This window comes from Bradyrhizobium sp. 195 (assembly GCF_023101665.1).
Classification (GTDB): Bacteria; Pseudomonadota; Alphaproteobacteria; order Rhizobiales; family Xanthobacteraceae; genus Bradyrhizobium.
Map to the genome: position 1 here is coordinate 4,745,909 of NZ_CP082161.1, position 14,537 is coordinate 4,760,445.

General features: G+C 65.3%; 13 protein-coding genes. 2 read left to right on the forward strand and 11 right to left on the reverse strand.

Annotated features, from left to right (window positions below; all coding sequences use genetic code 11):
* Nucleotides 1-49: 49 nt before the first annotated feature.
* From serS to IVB26_RS22060, 10 genes are all read right to left on the reverse strand, one after another.
* Complete coding sequence (serS, locus tag IVB26_RS22015; RefSeq protein WP_247967387.1) at nucleotides 50-1,381, reverse strand: serine--tRNA ligase; 1,332 nt, start codon at nucleotides 1,379-1,381, stop codon at nucleotides 50-52.
* A 196-nt stretch (nucleotides 1,382-1,577) separates the two neighbouring features.
* Nucleotides 1,578-2,393, reverse strand: a complete 816-nt coding sequence (gene tatC, locus IVB26_RS22020) for a twin-arginine translocase subunit TatC (protein WP_247967388.1) — start codon at nucleotides 2,391-2,393, stop codon at nucleotides 1,578-1,580.
* Complete coding sequence (gene tatB, locus IVB26_RS22025) at nucleotides 2,390-2,926, reverse strand: Sec-independent protein translocase protein TatB (RefSeq protein WP_247967389.1); 537 nt, start codon at nucleotides 2,924-2,926, stop codon at nucleotides 2,390-2,392. Before tatB ends, tatC begins: the two co-directional genes overlap by 4 nt.
* Before the next feature lie 86 nt (nucleotides 2,927-3,012).
* Nucleotides 3,013-3,246, reverse strand: a complete 234-nt coding sequence (locus tag IVB26_RS22030; protein WP_018317874.1) for a twin-arginine translocase TatA/TatE family subunit — start codon at nucleotides 3,244-3,246, stop codon at nucleotides 3,013-3,015.
* Nucleotides 3,247-3,412: 166 nt separating this feature from the next.
* Complete coding sequence (scpB, locus tag IVB26_RS22035) at nucleotides 3,413-4,177, reverse strand: SMC-Scp complex subunit ScpB (protein ID WP_247967390.1); 765 nt, start codon at nucleotides 4,175-4,177, stop codon at nucleotides 3,413-3,415.
* Between the two features lie 21 nt (nucleotides 4,178-4,198).
* On the reverse strand, nucleotides 4,199-5,038 hold the full coding sequence (locus IVB26_RS22040) for a segregation and condensation protein A (protein ID WP_247967391.1): 840 nt from the start codon (nucleotides 5,036-5,038) through the stop codon (nucleotides 4,199-4,201).
* A complete protein-coding gene (gene nagZ, locus IVB26_RS22045) occupies nucleotides 5,035-6,063 on the reverse strand; it encodes a beta-N-acetylhexosaminidase (protein ID WP_247967392.1) in 1,029 nt (342 codons plus the stop codon). Before nagZ ends, IVB26_RS22040 begins: the two co-directional genes overlap by 4 nt.
* A 46-nt stretch (nucleotides 6,064-6,109) precedes the next feature.
* Entirely contained in the window at nucleotides 6,110-7,681 is a 1,572-nt protein-coding gene (locus tag IVB26_RS22050) for an SPOR domain-containing protein (RefSeq protein WP_247967393.1), read from the reverse strand.
* A 139-nt stretch (nucleotides 7,682-7,820) separates the two neighbouring features.
* The gene (gene argS / locus IVB26_RS22055; protein ID WP_247967394.1) at nucleotides 7,821-9,611 is read right to left on the reverse strand and encodes an arginine--tRNA ligase; all 1,791 of its coding nucleotides are present in this window, start codon (nucleotides 9,609-9,611) and stop codon (nucleotides 7,821-7,823) included.
* Between the two features lie 9 nt (nucleotides 9,612-9,620).
* Nucleotides 9,621-10,829 carry a deoxyguanosinetriphosphate triphosphohydrolase gene (locus IVB26_RS22060; RefSeq protein WP_247967395.1) on the reverse strand — a complete coding sequence of 403 codons (1,209 nt, stop codon included), beginning with the start codon at nucleotides 10,827-10,829 and terminating at the stop codon, nucleotides 9,621-9,623.
* A 111-nt stretch (nucleotides 10,830-10,940) separates the two neighbouring features.
* Here IVB26_RS22060 and erpA point away from each other — a divergent pair, with 111 nt between their 5' ends.
* Nucleotides 10,941-11,270 (forward strand): iron-sulfur cluster insertion protein ErpA, encoded by a 330-nt coding sequence (gene erpA / locus IVB26_RS22065; protein ID WP_212084647.1) that lies wholly within the window; start codon nucleotides 10,941-10,943, stop codon nucleotides 11,268-11,270.
* Between the two features lie 4 nt (nucleotides 11,271-11,274).
* On the opposite strand, the gene IVB26_RS22070 is transcribed toward erpA, so the two are convergent.
* Nucleotides 11,275-13,605 carry a hybrid sensor histidine kinase/response regulator gene (locus tag IVB26_RS22070; RefSeq protein ID WP_247967396.1) on the reverse strand — a complete coding sequence of 777 codons (2,331 nt, stop codon included), beginning with the start codon at nucleotides 13,603-13,605 and terminating at the stop codon, nucleotides 11,275-11,277.
* A 134-nt stretch (nucleotides 13,606-13,739) separates the two neighbouring features.
* Here IVB26_RS22070 and xth point away from each other — a divergent pair, with 134 nt between their 5' ends.
* Nucleotides 13,740-14,537, forward strand: a complete 798-nt coding sequence (xth, locus tag IVB26_RS22075; protein WP_247967397.1) for an exodeoxyribonuclease III — start codon at nucleotides 13,740-13,742, stop codon at nucleotides 14,535-14,537.

The following is a 14,537-nucleotide window of genomic DNA, read 5'->3' on the forward strand; positions in this document are numbered from 1 at the left end:
TGACGCGTTTTCTTGACGCGAACCGGTATCCACTTCGCTCGAAAACGCTTTAGTCGCGCCCGATCACCTTCACGCCGCCCATATAGGGTTGCAGCACGTCGGGGACCGCAATCGAGCCGTCCTCCTGCTGATAGGTCTCCATGACGGCGATCAGCGCACGGCCGAGCGCGGTGCCGGAACCGTTCAGCGTGTGCACGAAACGCGGCTTGCCGTCGGGACCGCGCGAGCGCGCGTCCATACGGCGCGCCTGAAAGTCGCCGCAGACCGAGCAGCTCGAGATCTCGCGGAATGCCCCGCCCTCGCCCTGGCCCGGCATCCAAACCTCGATGTCATAGGTCTTTTGCGACGAAAAACCCATATCTCCGGTGCAGAGCGTCATCACGCGGTAATGCAGATCGAGCCGGCGCAGCACTTCCTCGGCGCAGGCAAGCATCCGCTCGTGCTCGTCCTTGCTGGTCTCCGGCGTCGTGATCGAAACCAGCTCGACCTTGGTGAACTGATGCTGACGGATCATGCCGCGCGTATCGCGTCCCGCGGCGCCTGCCTCAGCACGAAAACACGGCGTCAATGCCGTCAGCCGCATCGGCAATTGCTTCTCGTCGAGGATGGATTCGCGCGCGAGATTGGTGAGCGACACTTCCGCGGTGGGGATGAGGCCGAGGCGCTCTGTCCTCAGTCGCTCCTGGTCGGGCGCAGCGAGAAGCTCGCCCTTGATTGCCCAGAACTGGTCGTCCTCGAATTTCGGCAATTGCCCGGTGCCGAACATGATCTCGTTGCGCACCAGCAGGGGCGGATTGATCTCGGTATAGCCGTGCTCGTCGACGTGCAGATTCAGCATGAACTGGCCGAGCGCGCGCTCGAGCCGCGCCAGTCCTTTCTTGAGCACGACGAAACGCGCGCCCGAGAGTTTTGCCGCCGCCTCGAAATCCATGTCACCGAGCGCGGTGCCGAGATCGTCATGCAGCTTCGGCGCGAAGCTGTAGTTGCGCTTGTTGCCGAACACGTGGTGCAGCACGTTGCCGTGCTCGTCGCCACCGTCGGGTACTTCGTCGAACGGAATGTTCGGGATCGCGGACAGCTCTTTCGTCAGCTCCTCGTCGGCGGTCTTCGCGGCGGCCTCGAGCTGCGGCATCGTGGTCTTGAGCTCGGCGACCTCCGCCATCAGCTTGGCCGCGCGGGCCTCGTCCTTGGCCTTCTTGGCGTCGCCGATCTCCTTGGAGGCTGCATTGCGCCGCGCCTGCGCCTGCTCGGAGGCCAGGATCGCCGCCCGCCGCTTCTCGTCGATCGCGAGCAGCGAGGCCGACAACGGCTTCAGACCCCGCCGTGCGAGACCGGCGTCGAAGGCTTGCGGATTGTCGCGGATCGATTTGATGTCGTGCATGGGCGTGGTCCTGGATCAGCGCGTAAACGTACACCGGCAAACGTTGTACGCCAGCGCGCCTCCCCCTAGCATAGCTGACATCATCCGCGAAGGCGGATGATCCAGTATTCCAGAGAGGGCGGTGATTCCACGATCGGCCGCGGCGTACTGGTTCCCCGCATGCGCGGGGAATGACGGCGGTGCGTGTGGCGGCGCCCTACTCCGCCGGATTGGCCGGCGTCGAGACGTCGGTACTGGTGGTCGCCTGCGCAGCTGCCGTCGCCTTCTTTTCCACGATCCCGACCGCGATGATCGAGCCCTCGTAGAGCGCCATCAGCGGGATCGCGAGCGAGCACTGGCTCAGCACGTCGGGCGGGGTCAGCACGGCCGCGATGACGAAGGCCATGACGATGAAATAGCGACGCTTCTCGCGCAGCATCTTCGAGGTCACGATGCCGATGCGGCCGAGCAGAGTCAGGATCACCGGAAGCTGGAAGGCGATGCCGAAGGCGAAGATCAGCGACATCATCAGCGACAGATATTCGCCGACCTTGGGCAACAGCTGGATCTGCGCGGTCTCGTCGCTGCCGGCCTGCTGCATGCCGAGCGAGAAGCGGACCAGCATCGGCAGCACGACGAAATAGACCAGCGCCGCGCCGAGCACGAAGAAGAAGGGAGTCGCGACCAGATACGGCAGGAAGGCCTGCTTCTCGTGCTTGTACAGCCCCGGCGCGACGAATTTGTAGATCTGCGTCGCCACGATCGGGAACGAGATGAAGCCGGCGCCGAACAGTGCGAGCTTGAGCTGGGTGATGAAATATTCCAGCAGCGCCGTGTAGATGAACTTGGAATTCTCCGGACCCGCGATCCACACGAACGGCCACACCAGCACGTTGTAGATCTGCTTGGCGAAGAAGAAGCAGAAGATAAAAGCAATGCCGAATCCGAGCAGCGCCTTGATCAGCCGCGAACGCAGCTCGATCAGATGGTCCATCAGCGGGGCTTTGCTGGCCTCGATATCGGCGTCGCTCATGACGCTTTGGCGTCCTTGATCGCTTCGGATGGCGCGGTGTCCTGCGCAACCTGCGCCTGCTCGACCTCGCGGGTGATCGCGAGCGGCTCGTTCGCGGCCGCATGCGCCTCGGCTTCCATGAAGGTCGCGGGCGTCGGGGCCTCCGGCGTCGTGGGCGTCGTCGGCGCTTCACTTGAAGTCGCCGGCGCTTCAATTGAAGTCGCCGGAGGTTCAGCGGCAGTCGTCGTGGAGGTCTCCGCCGGCTTGTCGAGCGCATCGACGCGCAGCGCGTCGCTGACGTCCTTCTGGAGCGAGGTCAGCGGATTGAATCCCGTGGCGGCTTCCTTGACCTCGTCGAAGCTCTTCTTGAGGTCGGCCATTTCGGCCTCGCGCATCGCTTCCTGGAACTGGCCCTGGAATTCGGCGGCCATCTTGCGCGCTTTGCCCAACCACTGTCCGACCATGCGCAGCACGCCCGGCAGCTCTTTCGGGCCGATGGCGATCAGGGCCACGACCCCGATGAGGACCAGTTCACTCCACCCGATGTCGAACATGAGGTCTTCCGTTCACGACAGCCGCAGCCGGCCCAACCCTTGCGCGCAGGATCGGGGCGCTGGCCGCGTCTCGCGTGTTCTCTGGCTCAGACGGCCTTGCTGCCGACGTCGGACCGCGCCGCAGTCGGCGCGCCATTGTGTTCGATGGACTTGGCCGGCTCCGGCTTCTCGGCGGGCTTGTCGTCGTCCTGCATGCCCTTCTTGAATGCCTTGATGCCCTGCGCCACGTCGCCCATCAGATCCGAAATCTTGCCGCGGCCGAACAGCAACAGGACCACTGCGATCACCAGGATCCAGTGCCAAATGCTGAGTGAACCCATCCTGCAACCCTCCAAACGCGCATGGCCGGGGACCCGGCCGATCTTCACCGAAACCTAGGCTTGGCAAGGCTCAAAAACAAGGACCAAGGCAGTGCCAATTCGCTGTCGGCACTACGTAATCTTGCTAGTGTTAACCGGTCGCAGGAGCCCGCAAACAGCCGGGGTGTCACTCTTCGGTGCCGCCCTCGCCGCCGCCCTCTTTGCCACCGTCCGGCGTCTCTTCCGGGGTCTCGGGCTCGACCGCAGGCGCCAGCGCCAGATCGAGCTCGTCGCCCGGTTCCAGCGGATCCTCGTCCTCGCGGAGCTGTGGGTCGTCCGATGGCGTCGGTACGCTGAATCCGGTCGGCAGGCGCGAATCCAGCAGGCCCGTGCCTTTCAGCTCCTCGAGGCCCGGCAGATCGCCGAGCTGTTCCAGGGTGAATTGCGACAGGAAGTCCTCGGTGGTTCCGAAGGTCAGCGGACGGCCGGGCGTCTTGCGCCGGCCACGCGGCTTGATCCAACCGGTCTCCAGCAGCACGTCGAGCGTGCCCTTCGAGGTGACGACGCCGCGGATCTCCTCGATCTCGGCGCGCGTTACCGGCTGGTGATAGGCAATGATCGCCAGCACCTCGATCGCGGCGCGCGACAGGCGGCGGGTCTCGGTGCTCTCCCGCGTCATCAGCCAGGCGAGATCGCCGGCGGTGCGGAAGGTCCATTTGTTGGCGACGCGAACGAGATTCACCCCGCGCATGGCATAATCGGCCTGGAGCTGCTCGAGCGCCGCCTTGACGTCGACACCCTCGGGCATGCGCTTGGCCAGCGTCGCGGTATCCAGCGGTTCACTCGAAGCGAACAGCAGCGCTTCCAGCAGCCGCAGTTCCTCGGGACGTGCCTGGGTTTCGTTCTCCATCGGCTCGGCCTCTTCTACCCGCACTTCAGCCAGGCTTGCCATGGTAGCTTCTCCTTCTTGCACTTAACCGACCGGCGCATCAGGCGCAGGAACTGCGTCCGCGACCGGTTTCGGGCGCCCCTTTCGGAAATAGATCGGGGCAAAGGCCTCTTTCTGGTTCAGCTCCAGCTGACCTTCGCGCACCAATTCGAGCGCGGCGGCAAAGCTCGAGGCGAACACCGTCGCGCGCTGCGTCGGATCGGCGACGTGGCGGATCAGGAAGTCGTCGAGCACGCCCCAATCGTCCTGCTCGCTGATGCTGCCGACCAGCCGCTCCAGCGTGGCGCGCGCCTCGGCGAGCGACCACACCGTGCGCTTGGCCAGATGCACGCTCGCCAGCACGCGCGACTGGCGCTGCGAAGCATAGGCGGTGAGCAAGTCGTACAGCGTCGCCGTGTATTTCGGATGCTTGATCTCGGCGATCTGCTCGGGCTCGCCGCGCGGGAAGATGTCGCGCTGCAATTGCGGCCTGTTCATCAGCCGGTTGGCAGCCTCGCGAATGGCTTCCAGCCGGCGCAGACGGTTGGCGAGCGCTGTCGCCATCTGCTCCGCGCTCGGGCCTTCTGCGCTCGGCGGCTCCGGCAGCAGCAAGCGCGACTTCAGGAAGGCGAGCCAGGCCGCCATGACGAGGTAGTCGGCCGCAAGCTCCAGCCGGATTTTTCGCGCGGCTTCGATGAAGTGGAGGTATTGGTCCGCCAGTGCCAGGATCGAGATCTTGGCGAGGTCCACCTTCTGGTTCCGAGCCAGCGCGAGCAACAGGTCGAGCGGGCCCTCATAGCCCTCGACGTCCACCACCAACGCCGGTTCATCCTCGGCCAGCTCTGCAGGCCGCCCGGTCTCAAACGATAAGATTTCTGCAGTCATGCGGATGCCGTGTTTGCCCGTGCGATCAATGCGTCCAGCTCAGTGCGTGCGGCGACGCGGTCGAGCGGCTGCGGCGCCTTGCGCGCGGCGAGCGCGGCGTTCGCCCGCTCCAGCGCCCGGCCGGACAATTCTGGTGTCTGGCCGGCAACCTCGCGCATCTCCTCGATGTTGCCGTTGCAATGCAGGGCCACGTCGCAGCCGGCCGCGAAAATCGCGCGGGTTCGCTCCGCGATATTCCCCGACAGCGCGTTCATCGACACGTCATCACTCATTAACAAACCCTGGAACCCGATTACGCCGCGAATCACGTCAGCAATCATTGTCGCAGATGTCGTCGCCGGATGGGCGGGATCGACCGCGCTAAACACAACATGTGCAGTCATGGCCATTGGCAGATCCGAAAGCGGCTTGAACGCCGCGAAGTCGGTCTGTTCCAGCTCGTTCCTCGGCGTATCCACCGTCGGCAGCTTGAAATGGGTGTCGGCGGTGGCCCGGCCATGGCCGGGAATGTGTTTGAGGACCGGCAGGACGCCGCCCTGCTCCAGCCCTTCGGTGACGGCGCGCGCGATCGCCGCGACCTTGGCCGGCTCAGTGCCGTAGGCCCGGTTCCCAATGACGGCATCGGCGCCCGGCACCGGTACGTCGGCCAGCGGCAGGCAATCCACGGTAATGCCGAGATCGGCGAGATCAGCCGCGATCAGGCGTGCGCTGAGACGTGCCGCGGTGAGCCCGAGCGCCGAATCAGTGTCGTACAAGGTCGAGAACACGGTGCCCGGCGGATAGACCGGCCAGTGCGGCGGACCCAGCCGCTGCACCCGTCCGCCCTCCTGATCGATCAGGACAGGCGCGTCGGCAACACCTGCCGCCGCCCGCAATTCCGCAACCAGAGCAGCGACTTGAGCTGGCGTTGCGACATTGCGCTTGAACAGGATGAAGCCCCATGGGCGCTGGTCGCGGATAAACTCCCGCTCGATGGCGGTCAGTTCGGTTCCGGATACGCCGGTAATGAAGGCCCGCGTGCTCATAACGGCCGATTAACCCTGACCCGCGAGGGGGTCAAGGAAACGGCCATTAATTCCTCTGGACGAAGCAGGCGGACAAGCCCGCAGACTTCAGGCTGTTGCAGGCGTGCGTCGCCTCCTCCGCCGAACCATAGGGCCCGGCGAAGGCGCGGTAGACGACCCCCTTGCCCTTGTCGGAGAGGTCCACGCGCTTGATCACCGGCGAACGGGAGCCGAGCACGCTGCCATATTTGCTCTGAAGCACGCGGTACGACGCGGCGGCGCTATCCTCGCTCTGCTGCGAGGAGACCTGCACGATGTAGCCGCCACCGCCGCTGCTCGCGGGCGCGATTTGCGTCGGGGCGGTCGCAGCCATCCGCTGCGGCGGCTCAGCCGCCGGTGCCGATTGCGGCGCCAGCGACATCGGCTGGTTGGCGCTGGCATTGGCCGAGGTCGGCGGATTGCGCGGCGCGGCCGGTGCGACGACGGGCGCAGCAACAGGCTTCGGTGCAGCCGTCGTGGGCGCGGGCCTCGCGGCAGCGGCCGATTGCGGCGTGGCGCTATCGGTCTGATCGCCCTTCACGGCCACGGTCCTGATCGCGCGCGGCGAATTGTTCGGCAGCGTGCCGTTGCTCGCAGCCACCCCCGCGCCCGGCGGCGGTACCGTGGACGGCGACACGCTCGCGACCGACGGCGGGTTCGCATTCTGGTTCAACGGCGGGAACACCACGCGGGGACCGCCCGCCTTGGCATTGACGTCGACCGGCGCCTCTTCGCGCGGCACGATTTTCTCGGAGCCATCGCCGCTCACCATGCGATCCGGCACCTTGGCCGAGGAATCCGCCGGCGCGGGCACGATCTTGGTCGGGGTGTTGTCAGCCTTGATGATCGGCGGCTCACCGCTGCGGGGCGAGCCGACATAGGTCTTGTAGGCGAAGGCAGCGCCCGTGCCGACCACGGCAAGCGCCAGGATCGCCGCGACCGTCATCATGCCGCCGCGCTGCTTCTTCGGCTCCTCGAGCTCCGCGTCGGGATAATCGCTCTGATAGGCGTAGGGATCGTCGGGATAGGCCGGATCGCGCTTATAGTCCTGCTTGCCTGCCTCCAGCCGGCCGTAGAGCGCATCGTCGTAGCGCTCCGGATCGGGCTGCTGATATGGCTCCTGATGGGCTTGTTGCTGGTAGGCGTGATCCTGCTGCTGGTAGGCCTGCCCCTGATAGGCGTGATCCTGATAGGCCTGATCCTGATAGGCCTGCGGCTGATGAAGATCAGGCTCGGGCGCAGCGGGCTGGGCTGAATAGCGATGCAGCGGATGGACCGGGTTCACGGGGACGGGATAGTCAGGCTCGGGCGCGGGTGCCCGCTGCACATTGGCGCGCCGCATCCATGAGGGCGGCCCGGGCGGTGTCGGCGGGGCCGGCTCGGCATCGTCCTGCTGATAATCGTGCTGTCGATCGTCGTCCTGATAGCTCGGCGCGGGCGGAGACGCTGCCGGCGGGCGCGACTGCGAGGCGAAAGGATCGGTCTGTCCGATCAGGCGGGCGAGTTCAGCCAAGGGATCGCTTTCCGTCCTGCCATGCGGGTCGCCACCGCGACCATAGTCATCGGAAGGAAACGGTCTGTCCTGATATCGTTCGGCCATCGTGATGATGCGTCCCTTCGGGAAAGCCGCGCACCCCTCGACCAAGGCGCGGCTTTCGACCCACAAGGCTTTCAACCAAGTTAAGCGATCCGGCTTCTGCCGGTTACCCCCGAATTTCCCTTAAGTAGTTCGCCCCAAACTACCGCATCTCGTTCGGGGCATGGACGCCGAGGATGGCGAGGCCCGATGCCAGAACCGAGACGACGCCCTGGACCATGGCCAGCCGCGCCTTTGTTAGATCTGCATCATTATTGATAATGAAGCGTAAATAGGGCAAATCGCGCCCCTTCGTCCAAAGTGCATGAAATTCGCTGGCTAAATCATAGAGATAAAAGGCAATTCGGTGCGGCTCGTGGGCCGCGGCGGCGGCCTCGAGCATGCGCGGATATATTGCGAGGCGCTTGAGAAGTTCAAGCTCGACCGGGTCTGACAACCGTTCTACCGCCGACTCACTGAGCCAGGCGATGCGTTTGTCCGAATCCTCCGGCAGTTCCGGGAACACCTCAGCTCGCGCGTTGCGGAAGATCGAGTGGCCGCGGGCATGGCCGTACTGGACATAGAACACCGGGTTGTCGCGCGACTGTTCCATGACCTTGGCGAGGTCGAAGTCGAGCACGGCGTCGTTCTTGCGATAGAGCATCATGAAGCGGACGGCGTCCTGGCCGACTTCATCCACCACCTCACGCAGGGTGACGAAGTCCCCGCTCCGCTTGGACATTTTCACCGGTTCGCCGTTGCGCAGCAGCTTGACGAGCTGGACGATCTTGACGTCGAGCGCCCCCTTGCCTGACGTCGTCGCCTTCACCGCCGCCTGCATGCGCTTGATGTAGCCGCCATGGTCGGCGCCCCAGACGTCGATCATCTCGGCGAAGCCGCGGTCGAACTTGTTCTTGTGGTAGGCGATGTCGGAGGCGAAGTAGGTGTAGGAATTGTCCGACTTGATCAGCGGACGATCGACGTCGTCGCCGTAAGCAGTCGCCTTGAACAGCAGCTGCTCGCGATCTTCCCAATCCTCGACCGGGGCGCCCTTCGGCGGCGGCAGGCGGCCTTCGTAGATATCGCCCTTGGCCTTCAGGAAATCGATCGTTTCGGCGACCTTGTTGTTGCCGGTCTCGATCAGCGAGCGTTCCGAGAAGAACACGTCGTGGCGGATGTTGAGGGCGGCGAGATCGTCCTTGATCTCGTCCATCATCATCGCGATCGCCTTGGCCCGCACCGTCGGCAGCCATTCGGCCTCGCTCATCGCGAGCAGCTTGTCGCCGTGCTCCGTCGCCAGGGCTGCGCCGACTGGCTTGAGGTAGTCGCCGGGATAAAGGCCCTCGGGGATCGGACCGATGTCCTCGCCGAGCGCCTCGCGATACCTGAGGAAGGCGGAGCGCGCGAGCACGTCGACCTGGGCGCCGGCATCATTGATGTAGTATTCGCGCGTGACGTCGTGGCCGGCGAACTGGAGCAGGCTCGAAAGCGCGTCGCCGAACACGGCGCCGCGGCAATGACCGACGTGCATCGGCCCGGTCGGATTGGCCGAGACGTACTCGACATTGACCTTGGTGCCGCCGCGGACGCGGCCGTAATCAGCAGCCTCGCGCAGCACGGTCCGCAGCGCCTCCGCCCAGGCGGCCGGCTTGAGCGTCAAATTGATGAAGCCGGGACCGGCAACGTCGACCTTGGCGATCAATGCATCAGTGCGCAGCCGTTCGGCGATCTGCTCGGCGAGATCGCGCGGCTTTGCCTTTGCCTCTTTGGCCAGCACCATCGCGGCGTTGGTCGCCATGTCGCCATGGGAGGCATCGCGCGGCGGCTCGACCACCACGCGCGCGTAATCGATGCCCTCGGGCCAGTTGGCTTCCACGGCCAGCGCACGGCAGGCGGCGTGCACGCGTGCGAGCACGTCGGCGAACAAATGCAGGGATGAGGATGTCTGGGGCATGGCCGCCGCCTAACGCAAATCCGGGGTCGAGTCAAAAAGCCGCTGGTGCTCGGTCAGGGCGAAACGGTCGGTCATTCCGGCAATGAAATTGCCGATCCGGCGGGCCCGGTCGCCCTCGTTGTCAGCCTCCGCCCCCAGCAGCCATTCCGGCGGCAACTCGGCCGGCTCCTTCAGGTATTTGGCGAACAGGTCGAACAGGATCTGCTCCGCCTCGCCCATCACCCGCATCACCCGCTTGTGACGGTACATGTGCTGGTACAGGAAGCGCTTGATCGCCGCCTCTTCCTCGGCGACCTCGGCCGGGAACGCGATCAGCGCCCTGCTCTGCTGCCGGACGTCCTGGGCCGACTGCGGCTTGACCGCGGCGATGTTCTTCTGCGCCTCCGCGAACACCGCGCCGATCAGATGCGAGATCAACTCGCGCACCAATTCAGCGCCGCGCCTGAGCTCTTCGAGCTCAGGATAATGCGCCGAGGTCTCGGCGATGATTTCAGCGGTGAGCGGCATCACCTTGAGATCGTCGAGATGGAACAGGCCGGCGCGCAGGCCATCGTCGATATCGTGGGCGTCATAGGCGATGTCGTCGGCGATGGCCGCGACCTGAGCCTCCAGTGAGGCGAAGCTCCAGAGTTCGAGGTCGTAGCTCTTGATGTAGTCGGCGATTCCGACGGGAATACCCTGCTCGCGGTAGCGCCCGACAGGCGCACCACTGCGGTCGGTCAGCGGACCGTTGTGCTTGACGATGCCCTCCAGCGACTCCCAGGTCAGGTTCAGCCCGTCGAATTCAGGATAGCGGTGCTCGAGCGAAGCGACGACGCGGAGCGTCTGGGCGTTGTGGTCGAAGCCGCCGAACGCCTTGAGGCAAGCGTCCAGCGCCCGCTCGCCGGCATGGCCGAAGGGGGGATGACCGAGATCATGGGCCAGCGCCAGGGTTTCGGTGAGGTCCTCGTCCAGCCCGAGTTGCCTGGCCAGCGCGCGGGCGATCTGGGCCACCTCCAGCGAATGGGTCAGTCGGGTGCGGTAGTGGTCGCCCTCGTGGAACACGAACACCTGGGTCTTGTACTTCAGCCGGCGGAACGCGGTGGAATGGATCACCCGGTCGCAATCCCGGCGGAACGGGCTGCGGGTCCGGCTCGGCGGCTCGGCGACCAACCGGCCGCGGCTGCGATCGGGGTCGCAGGCATAGGGCGCGCGGGGGGCTGCCATTCCGACGGACACGGCGAATTTAGTCCCTATCCATTTGATTCTGCGTATGGTGGCACTTAACTATGTCGGGCGCGGGATACCAAATGAATTGGGTATGACGCACTGGACGATCGGAGACCAACGATGACGACTGCCGTAACCATCAGCGATCGGGCCGCACGCCGGATTGGGGAGATCCTCAAGGGCGAAGGCTCTGGCGCGATGCTGCGCATCTCCGTCGAAGGCGGCGGCTGCTCCGGCTTCCAGTACAAGTTCGACATCGACCGTGCCCGCACTGACGACGATCTCGTGATCGAGCAGGACAATGCGGTGGTGCTGGTCGATTCCGCCTCGCAGCCGTTCCTGGAGGGGTCCCAGGTCGACTTCGTCGACGACCTGATCGGCGCCTCGTTCCGCGTCAACAATCCCAACGCCACGGCGTCCTGCGGCTGCGGGACGAGTTTTTCGATCTGAGCGCTTAGGCGCCGGTGATCTGCCTTTCCTCGTCCGTCCACTCGAGTTCGACCGGCAACAGCTCCGGCTGGAGCGGCGCGTCCCCCGACATCACGTGGCCGTCCAGCGCGCGCAGCAATGCCGCGACCAGTGCCGGCTTGCGCAGCGGCTTGGCCAGGAAGTCCGACATGCCAGCCTCGCGGCAGATCCTGACGTCCTCGGGGAAGGCGTTCGCGGTCAGCGCAATGATGGGCAAGCCCTCGAAGCGCCCGTCCTGCGCGCGGATCGCGCGGGTGGCGGCGAGCCCGTCCATGTCGGGCATGCGCACGTCCATCAGCACGACATCGTAATTGCCCTCGGAGGCCGCCGCGACGGCCTCGGTGCCGTCGGTGACGACCCGCAGCTCGACGTCGAAGGCCCCCAGCATCTTGCTCACGACCATGCGGTTGACCGCATCGTCCTCCGCGACCAGCACCTTCAGCGGCCGATCGAGGCCGGCGATGCGGGCCTGGAGCTCGTCGGCCTCGTCGCGGCCGGCCGTCTGCTCGGAGGCCTGCGCCTGGCTCCAGGGCAGCACCAGCGTGAAACGGAAAGTTGAGCCCTCCCCTGGCGTCGAGGTAACGCCGATCGTGCCGCCCATCTGCTCGATGATGCGCCGGGAGATCGCAAGCCCAAGGCCAGTGCCGCCGAAGCGGCGGCTGATCGAGGCGTCGGCCTGCGCGAAGTCGCTGAAGAGCTGGCCGAGCTTCTCGGGGGCGATACCGATGCCGCTGTCGGTCACCGTCCATTCGACGGTCGCCAGCAGGTCACGGCGCGCCTGGCAGGTTGCAGAGATCGTCACCCCGCCTTCATCGGTGAACTTCACCGCGTTGGAGGCGAGGTTGAGCAGCACCTGACGGATGCGCGCGACGTCGCCGCGCAGCGTCGGCGGCAGGTTCGGATCAAGCTCGACCTTGACCGCCAGCCCCTTGCTCTTGGCACTCGCGCGCGCGACGTTTGCGACCGTCTCCACCAGCGCCTGCGGGGCGAAGTCGATCGCCTCGAACGCGAAGCGGCCGGCCTCGAGCTTGGACAGGTCGAGAATGTCGTTGAGGATGCGCTGGAGATTGTCGCCGGACTCGCGGATCGTGGTAACCGCCTCGCGCTGCTCCGGATCGAGGTTGGTTTCGAGCAGCATGCTGGCAAGCCCGAGCACGCCGTTCATGGGCGTGCGGATCTCGTGGCTCATCACCGCCAGGAAGTCGGACTTGGCGCGACTCTCGGCCTCGGCCTTTTCCGCGCGCCAGCGCTCGGTCACGTCGCGCCCGAAGCCGCGATAGCCGAGGAACTGCCCCTCGCGGTCATAGGCCGGCTTGGCCGTCAGCGACCACAGCCGCGCCTCGCCACCGGCGACGACCTTCAGATTCATCTCGTGCAGCGGCTCGTTCTGCTCCATCAGACCGACGACGTTGTAGGCCGCGCTTTTGTCTTCGGGACACAACATGTCGAGCACGTCGACGAAATGCGATCCCTTCAGCAGCGGCAGCGGCAACTGAGCGACGTCTGCGAACCGTTCGGGCACGTCTACCAGATGCCCTTCGGCATCGGTCTGCCATAGCCAGTCGCTGGCGTTCTCCTGAAAATCCTTCAGCAGCAGCGAAATAATCTCAGTCTGGCGCTCGAGCTCGAGCTGGGCCTTGAGATTGCCGAGGAACAGATTGCCCTGCGAGACGATGTTGCGCGCCATGAAAAACGCGAACAGCAACAGGAACACCGCTGTCATCAGATAGGGCCCGGTGCCGCAGAGCAGCAGCGCGCCGGCGCAGGCGAGCGTCATGGTGGCGAGATAGACGAGGCCGGCACGCGGGAATGTCGAGAGCATGAAGGCGCCGCCCGACATCATGCCGACCATCAGGCAGGCCAGGAGCAGCTGGCTGGTCGGCTCGATGCGGCTGAACAAGGCGAGCGGCAGCATGCCCCAGATCGCGGCGAGGAACACGGCCTGCCGCAGCATCTGCTGCGCGGCGCGGGGTGAGGCCTCCTGCAGCGGATTCAGATGCGACCGCCGCCATGCGCGCACCGCGAGCGAGGCGGTGGTGGCGAGCGTCAGACCCCAGATCGCGAGGAAGTCGTTCCAGCCCCGGCCCCAGAACAGGATCAGCACGATGGCGACGTTCAGCATCGTTACCGCCATCGTCACCGGGATCAGCTGCGTCACCGCGTCGATCTGCTTGGCGCGGATGCGGCGGATCTCGCGCTCGCTGAGATCGGCGGTCAGGCCGTCCTCGATCTCGAAGCCGCCGAGCCAATACAGGAATGCGCCGATCAGGCCGTCACGCGGCTCAGTTCGCTCTATCGACTTGTCCGGCCATCCCATCCGAGGAACCTTTTGACGATCAATGGCCTGCTGCCTGCTTAAGCCGAGTTAATTTTGTGGGAGATTTTGCGGCGTCCTTGACGGGCGCGTTTGCAGTTTGTTCTAACCATGGCCCCTGCCCGGAGCCCGCCGACATGACCATCAGAGTTGCCACCTGGAACGTGAACTCGGTCCGGCAGCGGATCGACCTCCTGCTGACCTGGCTGAAGGAATGCCAGCCGGACATCGTCTGCCTCCAGGAGATCAAATGCATCGACGAGGCCTTCCCGCGGCTGGAGATCGAGGCGCTCGGCTACAACGTGGTCACGCATGGGCAGAAGACGTTCAACGGCGTTGCCCTGCTCTCCAAGCTCCGGTTCGACGAGACCAAGTCGGGCCTCGCCGGCGACGACGAGGACGCCCACGCCCGCTTCCTCGAGGGCGTGGTGACGCTCAAGCGCGGCGTGCTGCGCATCGCCTGCCTTTACCTGCCTAATGGCAATCCGGTCGGGACCGAGAAATATCCCTACAAGCTCAAATGGATGTCGCGGCTTCTTGACTATTCGAAGGAGCGTCTCAAGACCGAGGAGCCGCTGATCCTCGCAGGCGACTTCAATGTCATTCCGCATGCCCGCGACGTCCACAACCCCGCCGCCTGGACCGAGGACGCCCTGTTCAAGGCCGAGACCCGCGAGAGCTTTCAGTCCCTGCTCGGCCTTGGCCTCACCGACGCCTTGCGGGCCGTCACCGACGAGCCCGGGCTCTACACCTTCTGGGACTACCAGGCCGGGGCCTGGCAGAAGAACCAGGGCCTGCGGATCGACCATCTGCTGCTGTCGCCCCAGGCGAGCGACCGGCTCGCCAATGTCGGCATCGACAGCTATTTGCGCAGCTGGGAGAAGCCGTCGGACCACGTGCCGGTTTGGGCGGATCTGGATCTCGAGGCGGCGTGA

Bases quoted from the DNA above. Each gene is read 5' to 3' on its own strand.
- IVB26_RS22070 (WP_247967396.1), bottom strand. From the start codon at position 13,605: ATGGGATGGCCGGACAAGTCGATAGAGCGAACTGAGCCGCGTGACGGC.
- erpA (WP_212084647.1), top strand. From the start codon at position 10,941: ATGACGACTGCCGTAACCATCAGCGATCGGGCCGCACGCCGGATTGGG.
- argS (WP_247967394.1), bottom strand. From the start codon at position 9,611: ATGCCCCAGACATCCTCATCCCTGCATTTGTTCGCCGACGTGCTCGCA.
- xth (WP_247967397.1), top strand. From the start codon at position 13,740: ATGACCATCAGAGTTGCCACCTGGAACGTGAACTCGGTCCGGCAGCGG.
- scpB (WP_247967390.1), bottom strand. From the start codon at position 4,177: ATGGCAAGCCTGGCTGAAGTGCGGGTAGAAGAGGCCGAGCCGATGGAG.
- IVB26_RS22040 (WP_247967391.1), bottom strand. From the start codon at position 5,038: ATGACTGCAGAAATCTTATCGTTTGAGACCGGGCGGCCTGCAGAGCTG.
- tatB (WP_247967389.1), bottom strand. From the start codon at position 2,926: ATGTTCGACATCGGGTGGAGTGAACTGGTCCTCATCGGGGTCGTGGCC.
- nagZ (WP_247967392.1), bottom strand. From the start codon at position 6,063: ATGAGCACGCGGGCCTTCATTACCGGCGTATCCGGAACCGAACTGACC.
- IVB26_RS22050 (WP_247967393.1), bottom strand. From the start codon at position 7,681: ATGGCCGAACGATATCAGGACAGACCGTTTCCTTCCGATGACTATGGT.
- tatC (WP_247967388.1), bottom strand. From the start codon at position 2,393: ATGAGCGACGCCGATATCGAGGCCAGCAAAGCCCCGCTGATGGACCAT.
- serS (WP_247967387.1), bottom strand. From the start codon at position 1,381: ATGCACGACATCAAATCGATCCGCGACAATCCGCAAGCCTTCGACGCC.
- IVB26_RS22030 (WP_018317874.1), bottom strand. From the start codon at position 3,246: ATGGGTTCACTCAGCATTTGGCACTGGATCCTGGTGATCGCAGTGGTC.